Genomic DNA, 16,942 nt, shown 5'->3' with positions numbered 1-16,942 from the left:
TGGCGATGGTTTTACTACTGGCAAATTGTAACCATCTGGCGGGAAAAAAAGAGCCACACCAGGGCCCAAAAGACGAAGCTTTTCTCAGTTTTGAGAAACAGATGGCGCGGTTATTTAAAGAAGGAAAGTTTGACAGCATAATAACAGAGGCGAAAAGGGAACTTCCAAAGGCTAAGCAGGCCAACGTAAAAAAGCATGTAGCATATTTATACGCAAATATCGGCAACGGTTATTTAGGCCTGCGCCGCCAGGATAGCGCCATCAATTATTATAAAGCTTGCGAAGTATACGCAGCTGCGTCCAATGCGCTGGAATTGAAAATTGTTACGCAGATCACGCTATCCGGAGTCTACTATGATGCTGGTAAACCCGATTCGGTAAATATTTACAAGAACAGGATGAGCCAGGAGGCCGATACCATCAAAAATGTGCCGATGAAAATGCGGCTGCTTGAAAAACTGGCCGATATTTATGGAACCACCAACCAGCCTGAAAAGGCAATTCAGCTATATTTTCGGGTGCTGGAGCATGCCCGTGCCCAAAAAGACAGTTCAACAATTGCCGTAGAGCTTTCTGACATTGGCGAAATGTATGAGCATATAGCAAACTACAAAAAGGCGGTTGATTATGCATTGGAGAGTTTATCGTACATGAGCGAAAGTCATTTTAACAGGATGGTAGTGTTCAACGACCTTGGCTCTGATTACGTGGATTTAAAAGAATATCAAAAAGCAGTTGAAGCTTATAAAAATGCTATTAAGGCAGCTACAAAGATGAATTACTATTCATATGTGGTGGATATGTACGTATCAATAGCATCGCCGTATATTGAGCTTAGGCAATATGACAAAGCCACGGAATATTTAAATAAAGCTACGGCCTACTACACAGCTAAGAAATACGAAGCCGGTTTTATGTATGTGCTGATAATGAGGGGCAAGATGGAAAGAAACCAGGGCCATTACCCCGTTTCTATAGCTAACTTTGAAAAGGCTCTTGAGATAGCCAAGCGAACAGCACATTATGATAGCGAATCTTATGTATCTGGTTTGCTTGCTGATGTGGCCGGGAAAGCAGGATTATATGAAAAAGCTTATAAATATGATGCGCAATACAATACCATAAGAGATTCTATTGAAAAAGCGGCTTCGAAAAAGAATATCGCCGACCTGGAAATAAAATACCAGACTAATGAGAAAGAACAGCGTATTACACTTTTAAATCAGCAGAGTAAGCTGAAGGATATTGAACTGCGCGACCAGAAACGAAATTGGTGGCTGATGCTGCTAATGGTCACTTTTCTGTCGGTAACCGCATTTTTGCTGTATCGCAGTTTTCGCATCAAACGGGATTCGAACATGCTGCTTGAAGAAAAAAATAGTACGCTAAACCTGCTCAACGCTAAACTAAATGAAGCAAATACGACGAAAACCCGCCTTTTCACTGTCATCACCCACGACTTACGGTCGCCCATCAGCAATTTGTTCCTGTTTCTGACAATACAAAAAAACCATGCACACAAATTAAACCCGGAGCAACAGAAGGAACATAATGAACGGTTGATACATTCGGCAGAAAACCTGATGGAATCGATGGAGGATTTGCTGGTTTGGAGTAAAAGCCAGATGGAATCGTTTGCCTTAAGTCCCGAAAAAATTGAAGTATGCGAATTGATAGCGCATGCAGTGGATATGCACCGTAATCATGCAGAGGGGAAGCACATAACCCTTAATGCGGAATGCCCGGAAAATATGGTGCTTGTTACCGATGTTAACTTCCTGAAAATTGTGCTGCGTAACATCATCAGCAATGCCATAAAATTCACTCCGGCTGGTGGTTCAGTAGATGTAACAGCTGAAGCAATGGGCAGCAACCTAAAATTAAAAGTGACTGATACCGGCTCAGGCATGACCAACGAGCAATTGGCGGCTTTGTTTGAATGGAACAGCATTCGGAGTGATTCATCGGGTATGGGACTCCGGCTCGCTAAGGAATTTATTCTCCGCCTTGGCGGAGATATTGAGGTATCATCAAAACTAGATATCGGCACAAGTTTTGCGATTACTGTGCCCGGCTTACAGGTGCTGGTTAATGCTGCGCCGGTCAAATAAATGACAGCGTGAATGCATTGCTGTCATATGCATCAAAACCGGCGCTGCCTGTAATGATTTACGGGTTCTACTGCTGAAAATTAGTCTGCTCGATTGATTGCCGAAAGTTTATCTGCCTGTTATAACCCAATCGATGATTTGATCAGATAAATAATGGTAATTCTAAGTCGTTTTTAACGAAAAATCCTGCAAATCAGACGATTTGCAGGATTTTTATTTTAGTTCGCTCTCTGTTTTTTTGTCGGCCCCTGAATAGAAGCACTTGGTAAAATAGAATAAACCAGGTGATTTCACTAATCATCGAACGGTCTTTAACTCAATACGCGTCAGGTTTTAAGTTATCCATTTTCTGCGATGCCAGCATTCAGGCAAAAGTCCGATTGCGAATTTTTTTACTTAAGGAAACTTAATTCCGCCGTAAGCCGCAACGTCAGCTAATGGAATATTTGAACCATATTTTGAATTGATAGCCTTAATAAATTCGTTGGCTACGATGGCGTAACCCCGTGGAGTAAGGTGTACCCCGTCCAAAGAAAACAAACCGCCGCTTATATAATTCGAATTGAGGCTTATGCCATTTGTAACCAGGCCATTTGATTTTATGTTTTTCAGGAACGTGTAAGCATCAAATACCGCGAGCCCCTTGGCATTAGCGGTTGAAGTTATAGAGCTGTTAAACGCTGTAACCGCATTTTCAGTTAAAGTTACCTCGTTGGCATCGAGCACATATTGGTTATCAATTGGCGTATAAGGTGTTAATCCATAAGGAAGCGTGCCGTATGGCGTGCTTACCGGCTGCCCGATCTTACTTGTCGGGAATGTTAGCACAATCAGGTCAGTCGGCGTTGCTACCCGTGGTGCATATGTTGTGCCCGAAACAAGGGCGTTAATATACAGGCCAGTAACCGATGGGTTCGCTTTTTGTACTGCCGCAAGGATCGCACCTTCTGTAACGGTATTGAAGTACGGAATTGACGTTACATCAGGTATTGTGGCTACAACGCCTTTTGCTCCGCCTTGTGTTAACGTATTTATCAACAAAGTATTTAAGGCCGCAAAAGTTGTGGGATCTGTCAAGACATCGCCGGCTCCTCCAGATGTGGCATAGGCAAGGGCGTCATTATTTCCCAGCCAGTTTGAAAAGAAAGTAAAAGGTTTTGCGGTAATGAAAGCAAGGTAAGGGGTGGTATTTGTTGGTGAGTCTCCTGGTAACAACCTTTCATAAAAACCATTTAAATTACCATAAGGTGCATAAGTGATGTTAAGCAGTTTGATGCCCGGTACGCCATAATTATTAATATCGCCGCTGTACTTGCTATACAATGTTACATTGCCAAAGCCGGGCACAGGCAAAATTCCCCTAACAGCCAGGTTTGAAGTAACTGGGGCAGTAATAGGACTGCCAGTTGAACTAAATCCGGTTAATTGTAAATAACCTGAGCCATTTGACTGCGCGGTGCTGAATAGTGGTTGGGTGAATGTTCCACCGCCAACGGAAAGCATCTGTTTGGCCATGATAGCAGGGTAGGAGTTTAACTGGCCCTGCAGGTAAAGGCCACCATCGGCGTAGCCTGCTGTCAGCGAGTTGCCTACAGCAATAAATCTTGAAAAATTGGCTGTGCCATGGCTTGGCTTTGGTGTATTTATTTCGGGTTTGCAGGCAACCAACCCAACCAAACCTACTATAATATAAATAAAGTGTTTAAGTGTCTTCATTTGTTTTGATTTTTAAATTACCAGTGATAAGCAAGTGAAATACCGGGGATGTACACATTGGTTTCAAATGTGCCTGACAATTGAGATTGGATGTTTGTTTGCGTACGCGACATCAGGTGCTCATATTCAAATGACACATCCACATCAAGCCCTTTTGCCAATTTATACCCAAGTCCTGCCGTAACATACACCCGGTTTGCGTCCGGAGCTTCCGGGGTTACATAACCATCCCGAACGGCCGTTGAAGCGTACCCTCCACCAAATCGCAATGCCGTCTTAGTGTTAGCCTTATATTGGGCGCCTGCGCGCAGTGATACCGCATTTTTATAGTTTCGTTGAGAATAAGTATCTTGCAGCGATGATGTGTTGGTTTTATAATCGAATGCCAATACCTTGTAAACATTCCAGTTAATAAGGTTAACATCCAGGGCAACTGTCCACCTATCGGTAGGATAGAAGCCAATCCCTAGCGAATTGGTGGCGGGCAAAGGTATAGTTGCAGTGAATGTGTTTGGCTGCGGAAAACCGCCTTGAACTGATGCTGGAACGGTAAAAATAGCGTCGCTATTGTTTATTGTTGTGCTCACTTTTGAACGGTGCGTAAGCCCAATGGATATTTTTGACGAAGGCTTGATATATAAACCGGCGTTCCAGCCATAGCCTTTGCCGGTGCCTTTTAATTCGGCCTGCCCGTCCTGCCCACTTGAATTGCCAAGAGGAATGGCCTGCGTAAGGTCAACGCTTCCCCGGTTATAAACAAAGCCTCCGCCTATGCTTAAAACCTTGTTTATTTTAATACTAAGCGTGGGTTGAAAATAGATGGCTTTCAGGTCGAGGCTTTCCAGTACATATTTACCTTGCCAGCTTTTTCCCCAATCGGTTAATCCCCCAAATGGCGTATAAACACCTAAGCCTAATTTCCACCAGGAAGATTTCGGACCCCAAACGGCATAAAAATTAAATGGAGTGGCCACTTTGTTCAACGATTGATATTGAGCGTTTGTGCCCGATGGATTAAAGTCAGACTTAAACAGCAGAGGGCTTATTCCTGCCTGGATATAATTCTCAGGCAGCAATACCACCGCCCCCGGATTGAAAAAAACTGATGCGCCGTCTTGAACCAGCCCTGTGCCGGTGTGCCCCATACCTATCTGTTTCTGCCCCTCAAGATTAACCTGGAAACCCTGGGCGAAGGTCAATACAGGAATTAGTGCAAGCACTAATAACAAAATTTTCTTCATAATTTAATATAATATAGAATTGGTTTATAATGTGCAGTTTGCATGGCTGCAAAGCTTACAACTATCAGAAAATAAAATTAGCTTGCATTTGAAAGAAAAAAAGGGCTATACTGCGGAGATATTAGTCAAAAAGTCGGAGAATTATACTGGGTGATTTTCCGAACAACATATTTAAATTTAAATATGCGCATTTGCCGAAGTATCATTTTATAAATTAGACAAATGAGTAAAAAAGTTGCACAATTAAGCTTATCAAAATTTGCAGATTTGTATGCCGATAAATTAGTTGGCCCGGATTTTTTTATTACCGATGAGAAGCAATTGCTGAGCCTAAGCGAATTTCCATACCGGTCCGACGGTTATATTATAGGTATATGTACACGCGGAACGGCGCAGGTGGAAGTAAATTTGCAGGTATACCAGGCCAGGCCGGATGCGATGCTGCTGGCTACGCCTTTTCACGTTTTAAGAATTTATGACAGCAGCGACGATTTCCTTTGCAGGTTCATCGTTTTCTCGAAAGCTTTTTTAACAGAAAATAATGTTAACAGCCACTTCCTCGAATCCTTTAGTTATTTTAAAAGCGCCTCTATCCCGGTTATTTATCCTGAACAGGAGGATGTTAAAGTATTGCAAAATATATATGCACTTATAAAGCAAACATTGCAGCGGGAGGAACATCCCTACCGTGTCGAAATCTCCAGGAATACCCTAAATATGCTGCTTTACGAAGTCGCTTTCATCTATGAAAAGCAACACCTGATAATAAAAGGAAAACAAACCCGTAAACAGGAGTTAAATATGTTGTTCCAGGAACTGGTTTTTCATCATTATAAAGAACACCGTAATGTTCAGTATTACGCTGATGCCCTTTTCGTGTCACCCAAACATTTAACAGAAACAATCAAAGAGGTAACAGGCAGAACTGCGGGGGAATGGATTGACGATGCGGTTGTATTGGAAGCAAAGGTATTATTAAGGAATCATGACATAAGTATTGCGCGCGTCGCCGAAAATATCCACTTTCCCGATCAATCGTCTTTTGGCAAATATTTCAAAAAGCATACCGGCATGTCGCCATCAGATTATCGCCTCGTTTTAACAAATTAAATCCCGCATACTTAATTACCGTGCGATCCTTCTTTCTGCAGCGACAGGATTATGTTCCGACTTTTTGACTAATATCTCCGTATTGCAGCCCTTTCACGGGTTGAATGTCGCTTCTAATTTTACTCCTGATTATAAATGCCACAAAAGCATCAGTAAACTGCTTTTGAAACCAGCGGTCTGAAAATATAAACCGGGTAGGGATTTTGCTGCCAATTACAGGAATTTAAAGCTAGCTGCCAGTCCTAAAAAATTGGTTTTAAAAGTATCGACCATTCCAATAAAAAAAGATAGATCATGAACGACATTGAAACTGTAAAAGCTTTAAAAGGAGGCGAATTTCTGATCAGGGAAACTGCCGCCGATAGCGTATTCATTCCGGAAGAATGGAACGAGGAACAGCTAATGATAGCTGAAACCTGCGTTAACTTCCTTGCACAACATGTAAAACCAAATTTAAACCGCATTGATGAACAGGAAGAAGGCCTGATGTCGCATTTAATGGATGAAGCGGGTGCGCTTGGCCTGCTTGGTGTTTCGGTGCCTGAAGAATATGGCGGTTTTGGTAAGGATTTTAAAACATCCATGCTGGTTACTGAAAAATTAGGCGCCGGGAATTCATTTTCAGTGGCGTTCTCAGCGCATTCCGGAATCGGTACACTACCTATTCTTTATTATGGCAACGACGCACAGAAGCAAAAATATATTCCAAAGCTAGCCAGCGGCGAATTGAAGGGTGCATATTGCCTCACAGAGCCAAGCTCAGGGTCCGACGCCAACTCGGGTAAAGCCAGGGCAAGGCTGTCGGAAGATGGTACGCACTACTTGATAACCGGTCAGAAAATGTGGATCACAAACGCGGGTTTTGCTGATGTTTTTACGGTTTTTGCCAAAATTGATGACGATGAAAATTTAAGTGCTTTCATCGTGGAGAAAGATTTTGAAGGCATTACATTGAATGCTGAAGAACATAAAATGGGAATTAAAGGAAGCTCGACGCGGCAAGTTTTTTTTAACGATTGCAAGGTGCCGGTAGAAAACCTTTTATCCGACCGCCAGAATGGGTTTAAGATCGCGGTCAATATCTTAAATATCGGCCGTATGAAACTGGGCGGGGGTACAGTTGGCGCGAGCAAAGAAGTGATAAGCCAGGCGGTGCACTACGCCAACGAGCGTGAGCAGTTTGGGCGTGCAATCTCCAAATATGGAGCGATAAGGTACAAACTGGCTCAGCAGGCGATACTGACGTATGCTTCGGAGTCGGCGGTTTACAGGGCCAGCCAGAATATGGAAGAAGCAACCGAAATGTTGGTAGCATCCGGACTTGATGAAACGAACGCCAAACTCAAAGGCACCGAGCAGTTCGCTATTGAAGCCGCAATTATAAAAGTGCATTCTTCCGAAACACTTGATTATGTGGTAGATGAAGGTGTACAGATTTACGGCGGCATGGGTTACAGTGCCGAAGCGCCTATGGACCGCGCTTACCGTGATTCGAGGATAAACCGGATTTTTGAAGGTACTAACGAGATCAACCGGATGTTAACCGTAGATATGATGCTTAAGCGTGCCCTTAAAGGCGAACTTGATCTCATGGGCCCGGCGCAAAAAGTTGCAGGCGAATTGATGAGTATTCCGGATTTTGGCGCGGCTGAAGAAGAAACCTTATTCAGTAAAGAAAAAAAATATATTGCCAATTTTAAAAAAGCCATCCTGATGGTGGCAGGAGGTGCGGTTCAAAAACTGATGGCGCAGTTAGGCAAAGAGCAGGAAGTACTCATGAATCTGGCCGATATGCTTATTGAGCTGTATGTAAGCGAATCGTTGCAGTTGCGGGTTGAAAAACTGGTTTCAATGCGCGGAGAGGATAGCTGTAAAGAGCAATTAGATATTATGCGGGTATATATTAACGATGCCGCGGAAAAAATTGCGAAGGCGGGAAAAGAGGCATTGAATTATTTTGCCGAAGGTGACGAAAAGAGAATGATGTTGATGGGGCTTAAGCGCTACACCAAAACAGAAGATATTAATTCGACCCAGGCACGCAGAAATATAGCAGCTAAACTGATTACCGAAAACAAATACTGTTTTTAACACAAAAGCGAAAGAACCGAATATAAATGAAGATATTAGTGTGTATAAGCCAGGTTCCGGATACCAGCACAAAAGTTGTGTTAAAAGGCAACGATACAACAATTGAGAGCGCCGGAGTCTCCTATATTATTAATCCATACGATGAATGGTATGCGCTTATCCGTGCCATCGAATTAAAAGAAAGCGGCGTAGCCAGTGATGTCGACCTGGTAACTGTGGGAAAAGCGAATACCGAACCTGTTATCAGAAAGGCGCTTGCGCTTGGTGGCGATAAGGCCATAAGGATTGATGCTGAAAGCACCGATCCCTATCTAACCGCTGTTTACATCGCCGAATATGCGAAAAGTATGGATTACGACCTTATCCTCTGTGGCAAAGAATCTATTGATTATAATAACGGTAGCGTAGGCTCCATGCTCGCTGCGTTGCTCGACATGGATTACATCGGCTTCGCCACCGAAATCAAGACCGAAGGAAATACCGCAGTAGTAAAAAGGGAAATTGAAGGTGGTGAAGAAACTGATAGTTGCAAATTCCCCCTGGTGATATCCTGTCAGAAAGGCGTTGCCGAAGCGCGGATAGCCAATATGAGGGGTATTATGGCTGCCCGTACACGGCCGCTTACTGTTGTTACACCGGCCGTTGATGACGCTCTCACCTCTATTTTATCTTATGAATTACCCCCCGCAAAAGCTGGTGTGCGATTAATTGATCCGGCTGATATGGACGAATTAGTTGAACTGCTCCATGCAGAAGCAAAAGTGATTTAATCCTTAATTAACTTGAATAGTATTTAATAAATTATTAGAACAAAATGTCTGTAATAGTTTTTGTTGAACACGACGCGGGAACAATCAAAAAGAAAAATTTTGAAGCAGTTCACTACGCGTCCGGTATTGCTCAAAAAATGGGCACTACGGTCACCGCCGTGATCCTGGGCATCGTTGATAATGCTGAAATAGAAAAACTTGGAGCGTATGGCGCACAAAAAGTATTGCACGTTGAAGACAGCAGGCTTGATGAACTTCACCCGCGTGCTTATACAAGCGCGTTGTTAACTGCTATTGAAAAAGAAGGCGGCACAATAATCATCACACTAAATGATATCAACGGCAGGGCCGTTGCGCCCCGGGTTGCAGCAAATTTAAAGGCAGGCCTTGTAGTTGGGGCATTGACCTACCCCGATATGGATAAAGGGTTTGTTATTAAAAAAGCAGTCTATTCGGGAAAGGCTTTTGCATATGTAAATGTTACGAGTGATAAAAAAGTAATTATGCTGATGCCTAATACTTTTCCGATAACAGAAACGGCTGGTAAAACAGTGATCGAGAAACTGGCGGTTGACTTTTCCGAAAAGGATTTTCGGATAAAAGTAAACGAGGTAAACAAAGTAACCGGCGAAGTTTCGCTTTCAGATGCCAGCCTGGTCGTGTCCGGTGGACGTGGTATGAAGGGGCCGGAAAACTGGTACCTGATTGAAGACCTTGCCAAAGAACTCGGCGCAGCAACCGCATGTTCCCGCCCGGTATCTGATGCTGATTGGCGCCCCCATCACGAACATGTCGGCCAAACAGGCGGTACCATACGTCCGGATTTATATATCGCGGTGGGTATTTCCGGCGCAATACAGCATTTGGCAGGTGTAAATGGGTCAAAAACTATTGTTGTAATTAACAAGGACCCTGAGGCCCCATTTTTTAAAGCAGCTAATTATGGTGTGGTGGGCGATGCTATGGAGGTTTTACCGAGGCTTACTGAAGCCGTAAGAAAATTCAAGCAACATAAATAAACTGTATGATGGATGTTTTTTATGAAGGACAAGTGCTTTGGGCGCAGATTGACGCGAACCAGCATATGCGCCACACTGCTTATGCCGATTTTGCAGCCCAGGCCAGACTAGCCATGTTGGAAAGTCTTGGTTTAAAACCGGCCGTGTTATATGGCTATAAAATTGGCCCGGTGTTATTCAGGGAGGAGCTATTTTACCTGAGAGAGATAGGTATTAATGAGCATATTAAGGTGACTTGTGATATCGTGAAAGCCCGGGCGGACGGCTCCCGGTGGACAATACGGCATGATCTGTACCGCAGCGACGGCGTAAAGGCAGCCATAATTGAAGCTGATGGCGCCTGGATAGATATGGAAAAACGCAAATTGATTATCCTTCCGCCTGAACTTAGCCTGTTATTTAGGCACGCTCCGAAAAGCAGCGATTATATTGAAGAACCTATAAAAACTAAATAATGGATCAAAAGGAAGCCTTTGAAAAAGCAGTAGCTGCAAGCAAGACATTACAAGCTAAACCGGATAACGAAACACTTTTACGCCTATACAGCTTATACAAACAAGCAACCGAAGGTGATATAAACATCGCCCCACCCGGCATGTTTGATTTTGTGGCCAGGGCAAAATATGACGCCTGGTTAAAACTTAATGGGCTTGGCACAGCTGATGCCATGCAGCAATACATTAACCTGGTGGCACAATTATCCGGGAAAATCGATTAAAATCAAACACCCGAGTTTTTGACAAATGTTTCCGCCATATAGCCCTTATTATCCCCGGTACTTTTAAGTAAGTTTGTTATATAACCAATACTAAATTATTTATCTCTTCGGGTAATTTATTCGTTGAATCAACGGGCTATTGCTTTATGTTTATTAGGTACCGTTAGGCCGGTAAATTTTCATTGGTTAAGAAAGCAGTTAATTATTTTAATACTTAGTGAAATGACGATATTAAAAAAACACTTTATCCGGGCAGCATTTTTTGCTTTTGCTTTCTTTTCGGTATCCATAGCGAAAGCCCAAACCGACCAGGTAGAAGGATTGTGGTACAACGATGTTAAAAGCGGGAAAATATTGATCACAAAGTCAAGTGACGGGAAGTTCTATGGCAAAGTGGTATGGCTTAAAGAACCACTAAAAAACGGGAAGCCCAAAGTGGATGAGCTCAATGCCGATCCCAAATTACGCAGCAGGCCAAGGCTGGGCTTACAGGTTTTATCGGGTTTTGTAAAAGACGGCGATACAAGGTATACCGATGGCACAATTTACGATCCGTTAAATGGCAAAACCTACTCCTGTAACATGACTTATAAAGGCCAAACCCTGGCGATACGCGGCTATATAGGAATCTCACTTTTTGGAAGGACGACGACGTGGTCGCGTGCAGAATAAATGGCCATAAAATTTTAACAAGCATAATTATTAAAATGGATGCTAAACGAATAATAAAAAAGGTAGCAGTATTAGGTTCCGGTGTAATGGGTAGCCGTATTGCCTGCCATTTTGCAAATATCGGCGTACAGGTGTTGCTGTTTGATATTGTACCTGAAAATGCTGCAGAAGGTAACAAAGCTGCAAGGAATAAAATAGTTAACGACGCGCTGGATTTTGCCATAAAATCAAACCCTTCACCGTTATACCTTAAATCCTTTGCCAGGCGCATCACTACCGGGAACTTTACTGACGATATTTCTAAAATTTCCGATTGTGACTGGATAATCGAGGTTGTTGTGGAACGGCTGGATATTAAGCAAAAAGTATTTGAAAGCGTAGAAAAATATCGCAAACCAGGCACACTAATTACCTCAAATACGTCAGGCATACCAATCCACCTTATGGCCGAGGGACGCAGTGACGATTTTAAAAAGAATTTTTGCGGAAGCCACTTTTTTAACCCACCCAGGTATTTAAAATTACTAGAGATAATTCCCACAAAAGATACCTTACCCGGCGTGGTTAATTTCCTGATGGATTATGGTGATAAATTCCTCGGTAAAACAACAGTGCTGGCAAAAGATACCCCCGCCTTTATCGGTAACCGCATCGGCGTATTCAGTATCATGAGCCTGATGCACTATGTAAATAAAACCGGGTTAACTGTTGAGGAAGTGGATAAACTGACTGGTCCTGTTATTGGCCACCCAAAGTCAGCGACGTTTCGGACCAATGACGTAGTCGGTTTAGACACCATGGTACACGTTGCCAACGGGCTGTTTAAAAATGCGCCGGATGACGAAGCGAATGAGCTCTTTGAAATCCCCGGTTTTGTGAAAGACATGGTTAAAAACAACTGGCTGGGCAGCAAAACGGGACAGGGCTTTTATAAAAAGGAAAAAGTTGACGGAGTAAACCAGTTTTATGCACTTGACCTTAAATCACTCGACTATAAACCATCTCAAAAAGTAAAGTTTGCTGCTTTAGAAACTACTAAAACGGTTGAAAAGCTGGAGGACAGGCTAAAAATTCTTTTCGCTGCCAAAGATAAAGCAGGCGATTTTTACCGGGCAACTTTTTACCAGCTCTTTGCTTATTCAAGCAAGCGTATTCCTGAAATTGCCGATGAGTTCTTTAAGATAGATGCCGCAATGAATGCCGGTTTTGGCTGGGAAATGGGCCCGTTTGAAAAGTGGGATGCGCTGGGTGTTGAAAATACATTGAAAGATATGGAGGCCAGCGCTAACAAACCAGCGCGGTGGGTTTACGAAATGCTTGAAACGGAAGCCAAAAGCTTTTATAAAGTTGAGGATGGCAAACGCATGTATTACGATATCCCATCAAAGGGCTATAAAGTTATCCCCGGGACGGAGAACTATATCTTGCTGAAAAACCTCGGCAAAGAGAAAATAATATGGAAAAACAGCGGGACCACTATTACTGATATCGGTGACGGTATTCTCAACCTGGAGTTCCATACTAAAATGAATACCATTGGCGGTGAGGTAATTGAAGGGCTTAACAAAGCCATCTTGTTGGCAGAAGCCAACTACAAAGGGCTGGTAATATCAAATGAAGGGGCCAATTTTAGCGCAGGTGCTAACGTTGGGATGATATTTATGATGGCGGTTGACCAGGAGTTTTACGAGCTTAATATGGTGGTCAAGACCTTTCAAAACACCATGATGCGTTTGCGTTATTCCTCCATACCTGTTGTAGCAGCCCCTCATCAAATGGCCTTGGGTGGCGGCTGCGAAATATGCCTTCATGCGGATAAAGTAGTGGCCCATGCAGAATTATATATGGGCCTCGTTGAGTTTGGGGTAGGGTTGATTCCCGGCGGCGGCGGAACAAAAGAATTTGCCCTTCGCTTGTCAGATGAATTGCAGGACGGTGATATAGAACTAAATAATTTCAGAGAACGATTTTTAACTATCGGACAAGCAAAAGTTTCTACTTCAGCTTATGAAGCCTTTGAATATGGCTATCTTAAAAAAGGACGGGATGTGGTCGTAGTATCACAAAACAGGCTGCTTGCAGAAGCAAAACAGCATTGTTTGCAGCTGGCAAATGACGGCTATGTGCAGCCGCTTCAACGAACTGACATCAAAGTTTTAGGTAAGCAGGCACTTGGTTTGGCTTACGTGGGCGCCAATACAATGTACAGCGGTAATTACATAAGCGAGCATGATGTAAAGATATCCCAAAAACTGGGCTTCGTGCTCTCGGGCGGCGACTTGTCGCAGCCGTCGTTGGTTAGCGAGTCGTACCTGCTTGATCTCGAAAGAGAAGCATTTCTTGCGCTTTGCGCAGAAAAGAAAACACTTGAGCGCATTCAATCCATTTTAACCGGTGGTAAAGTACTAAGAAACTGATTTTAAATTAACTGAAAGCAAATCGATGAATGCATATATTGTTGCAGGTAGCCGCAGCGCTATAGGAAAGGCTAACCGCGGGGGATTCAGGTTTACCAGGCCTGATACGCTAGCCGCGGATGTCATCAAACATCTTTTAACATTGGTGCCCAATGTCGATAAAGAGCAAATTGATGATGTAATTGTGGGTAACGCTACCCCCGAAGCCGAACAAGGCTTAAATGTGGGCCGCCTCATCTCTTTAATGGCATTGGATACTGATAAAGTACCCGGGATGACAGTGAACCGGTATTGTGCATCAGGGTTGGAAACCATCGCTATCGCCTCCGCCAAAATACACAGCGGAATTGCCGATTGCATTATTGCAGGCGGTGTGGAAAGCATGAGCCTGCTGCCAATGGGCGGCTGGCGTATTGTACCCAATGCAGATATAGCCCTTACACACCCCGACTATTACTGGGGAATGGGTTTAACGGCAGAAGCTGTTGCAAAAGAATACCAAATCGGTAGAGAAGAGCAGGATCAGTTCGCTTTTAATTCGCACCAAAAAGCTATTAAGGCGATCACTGCTGGGAAATTTAAAGAGGAAATAGTGCCGGTAAACATTACCGAAACCTACGTAGACGAGACCGGCAAAAAAAAGAAAAGGGAGTTTAAAGTAGATACGGACGAAGGCCCGCGAAGTGACACGTCATTAGAGGCCCTTGCTAAGCTGAAACCGGTCTTCAATGCTAAAGGCGTGGTAACCGCTGGTAATTCATCACAAACAAGTGACGGTGCTGCTTTTGTAATGGTTGTAAGCGAAAGATTTTTAAAACAAAATAACCTGAAACCTATAGCTCGATTGGTTAATTATGCCGTTGCAGGCGTGCCCCCGCGTATAATGGGTATCGGCCCGCTTGTGGCCATCCCAAAAGCATTGAAAGCTGCGGGGCTAAAACAACAGGACATTGACTTGATAGAACTAAATGAGGCTTTCGCCTCCCAGTCCCTTGCAATAATAAAAGGCCTGGGACTGGATCCGGAAGTTGTTAATGTAAACGGGGGGGCAATTGCTTTAGGCCATCCGCTTGGATGTACCGGGTCAAAACTTTCCGTACAACTTTTTAATGAACTAAAACGCAGGGACAAAAAATATGGCATGGTTACTATGTGCGTGGGTGCCGGCCAGGGGGCTGCGGGCATATTTGAATTATTATAATCCTGTATTTCAGGCGATAGTTAATTGATAACAAAGTATTTAACGAGCAATGGTAACAGCGGAAAAAGCCCTCAGATTATTCGATTGCATGGTGGTACAGGCAAAAGAACCCAGGCCTGATCTTTTAAATGCTAAAGTAAACGGCGTTTGGCAGTCATATAGCACCCAACAAGTGCATGACATGACTTGCCGGCTGGCTGTTGCGTTGTTGAAATCAGGCATTTCCTCAGGTGATGGCTCAGTAGAGGGCCGGGATAAAATAGGATTGATCAGCAGCGGAAGGCCCGAGTGGATAATTACCGACTTGGCTGTACAACAAACGGGTGCCGTTTTGGTACCGTTATATCCAAATACCAACGCAAAAGAGATTGAACAGATCTTGATTGAAGCCGAAGTCAAGATTATGTTTATCAGCAATAAAGAATTGTATGAAAAGGTAAGCAGCATCCGTAACAACATCCCTTCGTTAAAAGAAATTTATACTTTCGATCAATTAGACGAGTGCAGCAACTGGGTCGAATTGTTAAAACCCGTTACAGATGATGACCGCCGGAGTTTATCGGAAATAAGCGACCGTATCACAGAAGATGACATTACCACTATCATATACACCTCAGGCACTACGGGAAGGCCCAAAGGGGTGATGCTTACCCATAAAAATATTTTAAGTAATGCCATGGCTTCGGGCGATGTGCTTGAGCAAATCCCGATAGATAACAAGAGGGCATTTAGCTTTTTGCCGGTCAACCACATTTTTGAAAAAATGTGTTCTTATATCTACCTTTTCTTCGGCTTTTCGATCTATTACGCCGAGAGTATGGATACCATCGGTCCGAATATTAGAGAGGTGCACCCGTATATATTTACCGCTGTGCCCAGGGTACTTGAGAAGGTTTTTGAAAAGATCATTATTGAAGGTAAAAAACTAACCGGGATAAAAAGCAAAATATTTTTATGGTCGATAAAGATTGGCGACCAGTTTGAAATCGGGAACAAAAGCATATGGTATCGCACCAAACTGGCTATTGTTGACAAACTGGTTTTTAGTAAGTGGCGCGCTGCGTTAGGCGGCAATGTAAAGGCCATCGTTGTCGGGAGCTCTGCCTGCCCCGTCAGGCTGGAAAGACTTTTTACAGCTGCAGGCATTGTTATTTTAGAAGGATACGGGCTTACAGAAACGTCGCCGGTGATTTCTGTAAACCAATATTTACCAGAGAAAAGAAAGTTTGGGACTGTCGGACCATTATTGAGCGGCGTGCAGGTGAAAATTGCGGATGATGGCGAAATATTGTGCAAGGGGCCCAATGTAATGCCCGGCTATTATAAAAATCCGGAGCTTACCGCCGAAGTCTTGCATGATGGATGGTTTTGTACGGGCGATATTGGCGAACTGGATAAAGATTCATTCCTTAAAATAACTGACAGGAAAAAAGAGATTTTCAAAACCTCCGGTGGTAAATATGTAGCCCCGCTACCCATTGAAAATAAAATGAAGGAAAATTACTTTATAGAGCAGATGATGGTAGTTGGTGCCGGAAAGAAATTTGCTTCAGCGCTTATCGTACCTTCCTACGCTAACTTAAAACCATGGTGCAGGAAAAACAACGTCCCTGACACATCAAATGAAGAAATGATTAAAGATAATCGTGTTATTGCGATGTACCAGTCAATTATTGATGGTTACAACCCGGAATTTAATCATGTAGAGCAAATCAAAAAATTCACTATGCTAACGAACGAATGGACGGTGGAGAGCGGAGAACTTACGCCTACCGGGAAAATGCGCCGCAAAATCATCACCGAAAAGTATAATTCCAAAATAGAGGAGATGTATGGTGATCAAACAGAATTAGTGTCAACCCCGGATAAATAAACT

At 43.4% G+C, this 16,942-nt stretch carries 13 protein-coding genes; 11 read left to right on the top strand and 2 right to left on the bottom strand.

Annotated elements, in window-relative coordinates; genetic code table 11:
- The first annotated feature begins 5 nt into the window (after nt 1-5).
- Nucleotides 6-2,111: an ATP-binding protein gene (locus Q0R52_RS08315; RefSeq protein ID WP_295793876.1), complete on the top strand. Its 2,106-nt coding sequence runs from the start codon at nt 6-8 to the stop codon at nt 2,109-2,111.
- Between the two features lie 396 nt (nt 2,112-2,507).
- On the opposite strand, the gene Q0R52_RS08310 is transcribed toward Q0R52_RS08315, so the two are convergent.
- The gene (locus tag Q0R52_RS08310; RefSeq protein WP_295793874.1) at nt 2,508-3,827 is read right to left on the bottom strand and encodes an SGNH/GDSL hydrolase family protein; all 1,320 of its coding nucleotides are present in this window, start codon (nt 3,825-3,827) and stop codon (nt 2,508-2,510) included.
- Nucleotides 3,828-3,844: 17 nt separating this feature from the next.
- Nucleotides 3,845-5,068: an outer membrane protein transport protein gene (locus Q0R52_RS08305; RefSeq protein ID WP_295793872.1), complete on the bottom strand. Its 1,224-nt coding sequence runs from the start codon at nt 5,066-5,068 to the stop codon at nt 3,845-3,847.
- 222 nt (nt 5,069-5,290) lie between these two features.
- Between Q0R52_RS08305 and Q0R52_RS08300 the strand changes: the two genes are divergently transcribed.
- The 10 genes from Q0R52_RS08300 to Q0R52_RS08255 all read left to right on the top strand — a co-directional run bounded on the left by Q0R52_RS08300 (nt 5,291) and on the right by Q0R52_RS08255 (nt 16,939).
- Nucleotides 5,291-6,178 carry a helix-turn-helix domain-containing protein gene (locus Q0R52_RS08300; protein WP_252790922.1) on the top strand — a complete coding sequence of 296 codons (888 nt, stop codon included), beginning with the start codon at nt 5,291-5,293 and terminating at the stop codon, nt 6,176-6,178.
- Between the two features lie 294 nt (nt 6,179-6,472).
- Complete coding sequence (locus tag Q0R52_RS08295; protein WP_295793868.1) at nt 6,473-8,269, top strand: acyl-CoA dehydrogenase family protein; 1,797 nt, start codon at nt 6,473-6,475, stop codon at nt 8,267-8,269.
- A gap of 26 nt (nt 8,270-8,295) precedes the next feature.
- Nucleotides 8,296-9,039, top strand: coding sequence for an electron transfer flavoprotein subunit beta/FixA family protein (locus Q0R52_RS08290; protein WP_295793866.1), 744 nt, complete (start codon nt 8,296-8,298; stop codon nt 9,037-9,039).
- A 44-nt stretch (nt 9,040-9,083) separates the two neighbouring features.
- Nucleotides 9,084-10,058 carry an electron transfer flavoprotein subunit alpha/FixB family protein gene (locus tag Q0R52_RS08285; protein ID WP_295793864.1) on the top strand — a complete coding sequence of 325 codons (975 nt, stop codon included), beginning with the start codon at nt 9,084-9,086 and terminating at the stop codon, nt 10,056-10,058.
- Between the two features lie 5 nt (nt 10,059-10,063).
- Nucleotides 10,064-10,513, top strand: a complete 450-nt coding sequence (locus tag Q0R52_RS08280; protein WP_295793862.1) for an acyl-CoA thioesterase — start codon at nt 10,064-10,066, stop codon at nt 10,511-10,513.
- Nucleotides 10,513-10,776, top strand: a complete 264-nt coding sequence (locus tag Q0R52_RS08275) for an acyl-CoA-binding protein (protein ID WP_295793860.1) — start codon at nt 10,513-10,515, stop codon at nt 10,774-10,776. The genes Q0R52_RS08280 and Q0R52_RS08275 overlap by 1 nt, the downstream gene beginning before the upstream one ends.
- Before the next feature lie 222 nt (nt 10,777-10,998).
- On the top strand, nt 10,999-11,448 hold the full coding sequence (locus tag Q0R52_RS08270; protein WP_295793859.1) for a DUF2147 domain-containing protein: 450 nt from the start codon (nt 10,999-11,001) through the stop codon (nt 11,446-11,448).
- Nucleotides 11,449-11,483: 35 nt separating this feature from the next.
- Nucleotides 11,484-13,865 (top strand): 3-hydroxyacyl-CoA dehydrogenase/enoyl-CoA hydratase family protein, encoded by a 2,382-nt coding sequence (locus Q0R52_RS08265; protein WP_295793858.1) that lies wholly within the window; start codon nt 11,484-11,486, stop codon nt 13,863-13,865.
- A gap of 25 nt (nt 13,866-13,890) precedes the next feature.
- Nucleotides 13,891-15,066 carry an acetyl-CoA C-acyltransferase gene (locus tag Q0R52_RS08260; RefSeq protein WP_295793857.1) on the top strand — a complete coding sequence of 392 codons (1,176 nt, stop codon included), beginning with the start codon at nt 13,891-13,893 and terminating at the stop codon, nt 15,064-15,066.
- Nucleotides 15,067-15,115: 49 nt separating this feature from the next.
- The gene (locus Q0R52_RS08255) at nt 15,116-16,939 is read left to right on the top strand and encodes a long-chain fatty acid--CoA ligase (protein ID WP_295793855.1); all 1,824 of its coding nucleotides are present in this window, start codon (nt 15,116-15,118) and stop codon (nt 16,937-16,939) included.
- Nucleotides 16,940-16,942: the final 3 nt, after the last annotated feature.

Source organism: Mucilaginibacter sp., from assembly GCF_025359345.1.
Classification (GTDB): domain Bacteria; phylum Bacteroidota; class Bacteroidia; order Sphingobacteriales; family Sphingobacteriaceae; genus Mucilaginibacter.
This window is presented reverse-complemented; position numbering and strand designations above follow the sequence as displayed.

Coding starts and splice junctions, on each gene's coding strand:
- Q0R52_RS08270 (WP_295793859.1), top strand. CDS start 10,999: ATGACGATATTAAAAAAACACTTTATCCGGGCAGCATTTTTTGCTTTT.
- Q0R52_RS08315 (WP_295793876.1), top strand. CDS start 6: ATGGTTTTACTACTGGCAAATTGTAACCATCTGGCGGGAAAAAAAGAG.
- Q0R52_RS08300 (WP_252790922.1), top strand. CDS start 5,291: ATGAGTAAAAAAGTTGCACAATTAAGCTTATCAAAATTTGCAGATTTG.
- Q0R52_RS08260 (WP_295793857.1), top strand. CDS start 13,891: ATGAATGCATATATTGTTGCAGGTAGCCGCAGCGCTATAGGAAAGGCT.
- Q0R52_RS08295 (WP_295793868.1), top strand. CDS start 6,473: ATGAACGACATTGAAACTGTAAAAGCTTTAAAAGGAGGCGAATTTCTG.
- Q0R52_RS08305 (WP_295793872.1), bottom strand. CDS start 5,068: ATGAAGAAAATTTTGTTATTAGTGCTTGCACTAATTCCTGTATTGACC.
- Q0R52_RS08275 (WP_295793860.1), top strand. CDS start 10,513: ATGGATCAAAAGGAAGCCTTTGAAAAAGCAGTAGCTGCAAGCAAGACA.
- Q0R52_RS08285 (WP_295793864.1), top strand. CDS start 9,084: ATGTCTGTAATAGTTTTTGTTGAACACGACGCGGGAACAATCAAAAAG.
- Q0R52_RS08310 (WP_295793874.1), bottom strand. CDS start 3,827: ATGAAGACACTTAAACACTTTATTTATATTATAGTAGGTTTGGTTGGG.
- Q0R52_RS08280 (WP_295793862.1), top strand. CDS start 10,064: ATGATGGATGTTTTTTATGAAGGACAAGTGCTTTGGGCGCAGATTGAC.
- Q0R52_RS08265 (WP_295793858.1), top strand. CDS start 11,484: ATGGATGCTAAACGAATAATAAAAAAGGTAGCAGTATTAGGTTCCGGT.
- Q0R52_RS08255 (WP_295793855.1), top strand. CDS start 15,116: ATGGTAACAGCGGAAAAAGCCCTCAGATTATTCGATTGCATGGTGGTA.
- Q0R52_RS08290 (WP_295793866.1), top strand. CDS start 8,296: ATGAAGATATTAGTGTGTATAAGCCAGGTTCCGGATACCAGCACAAAA.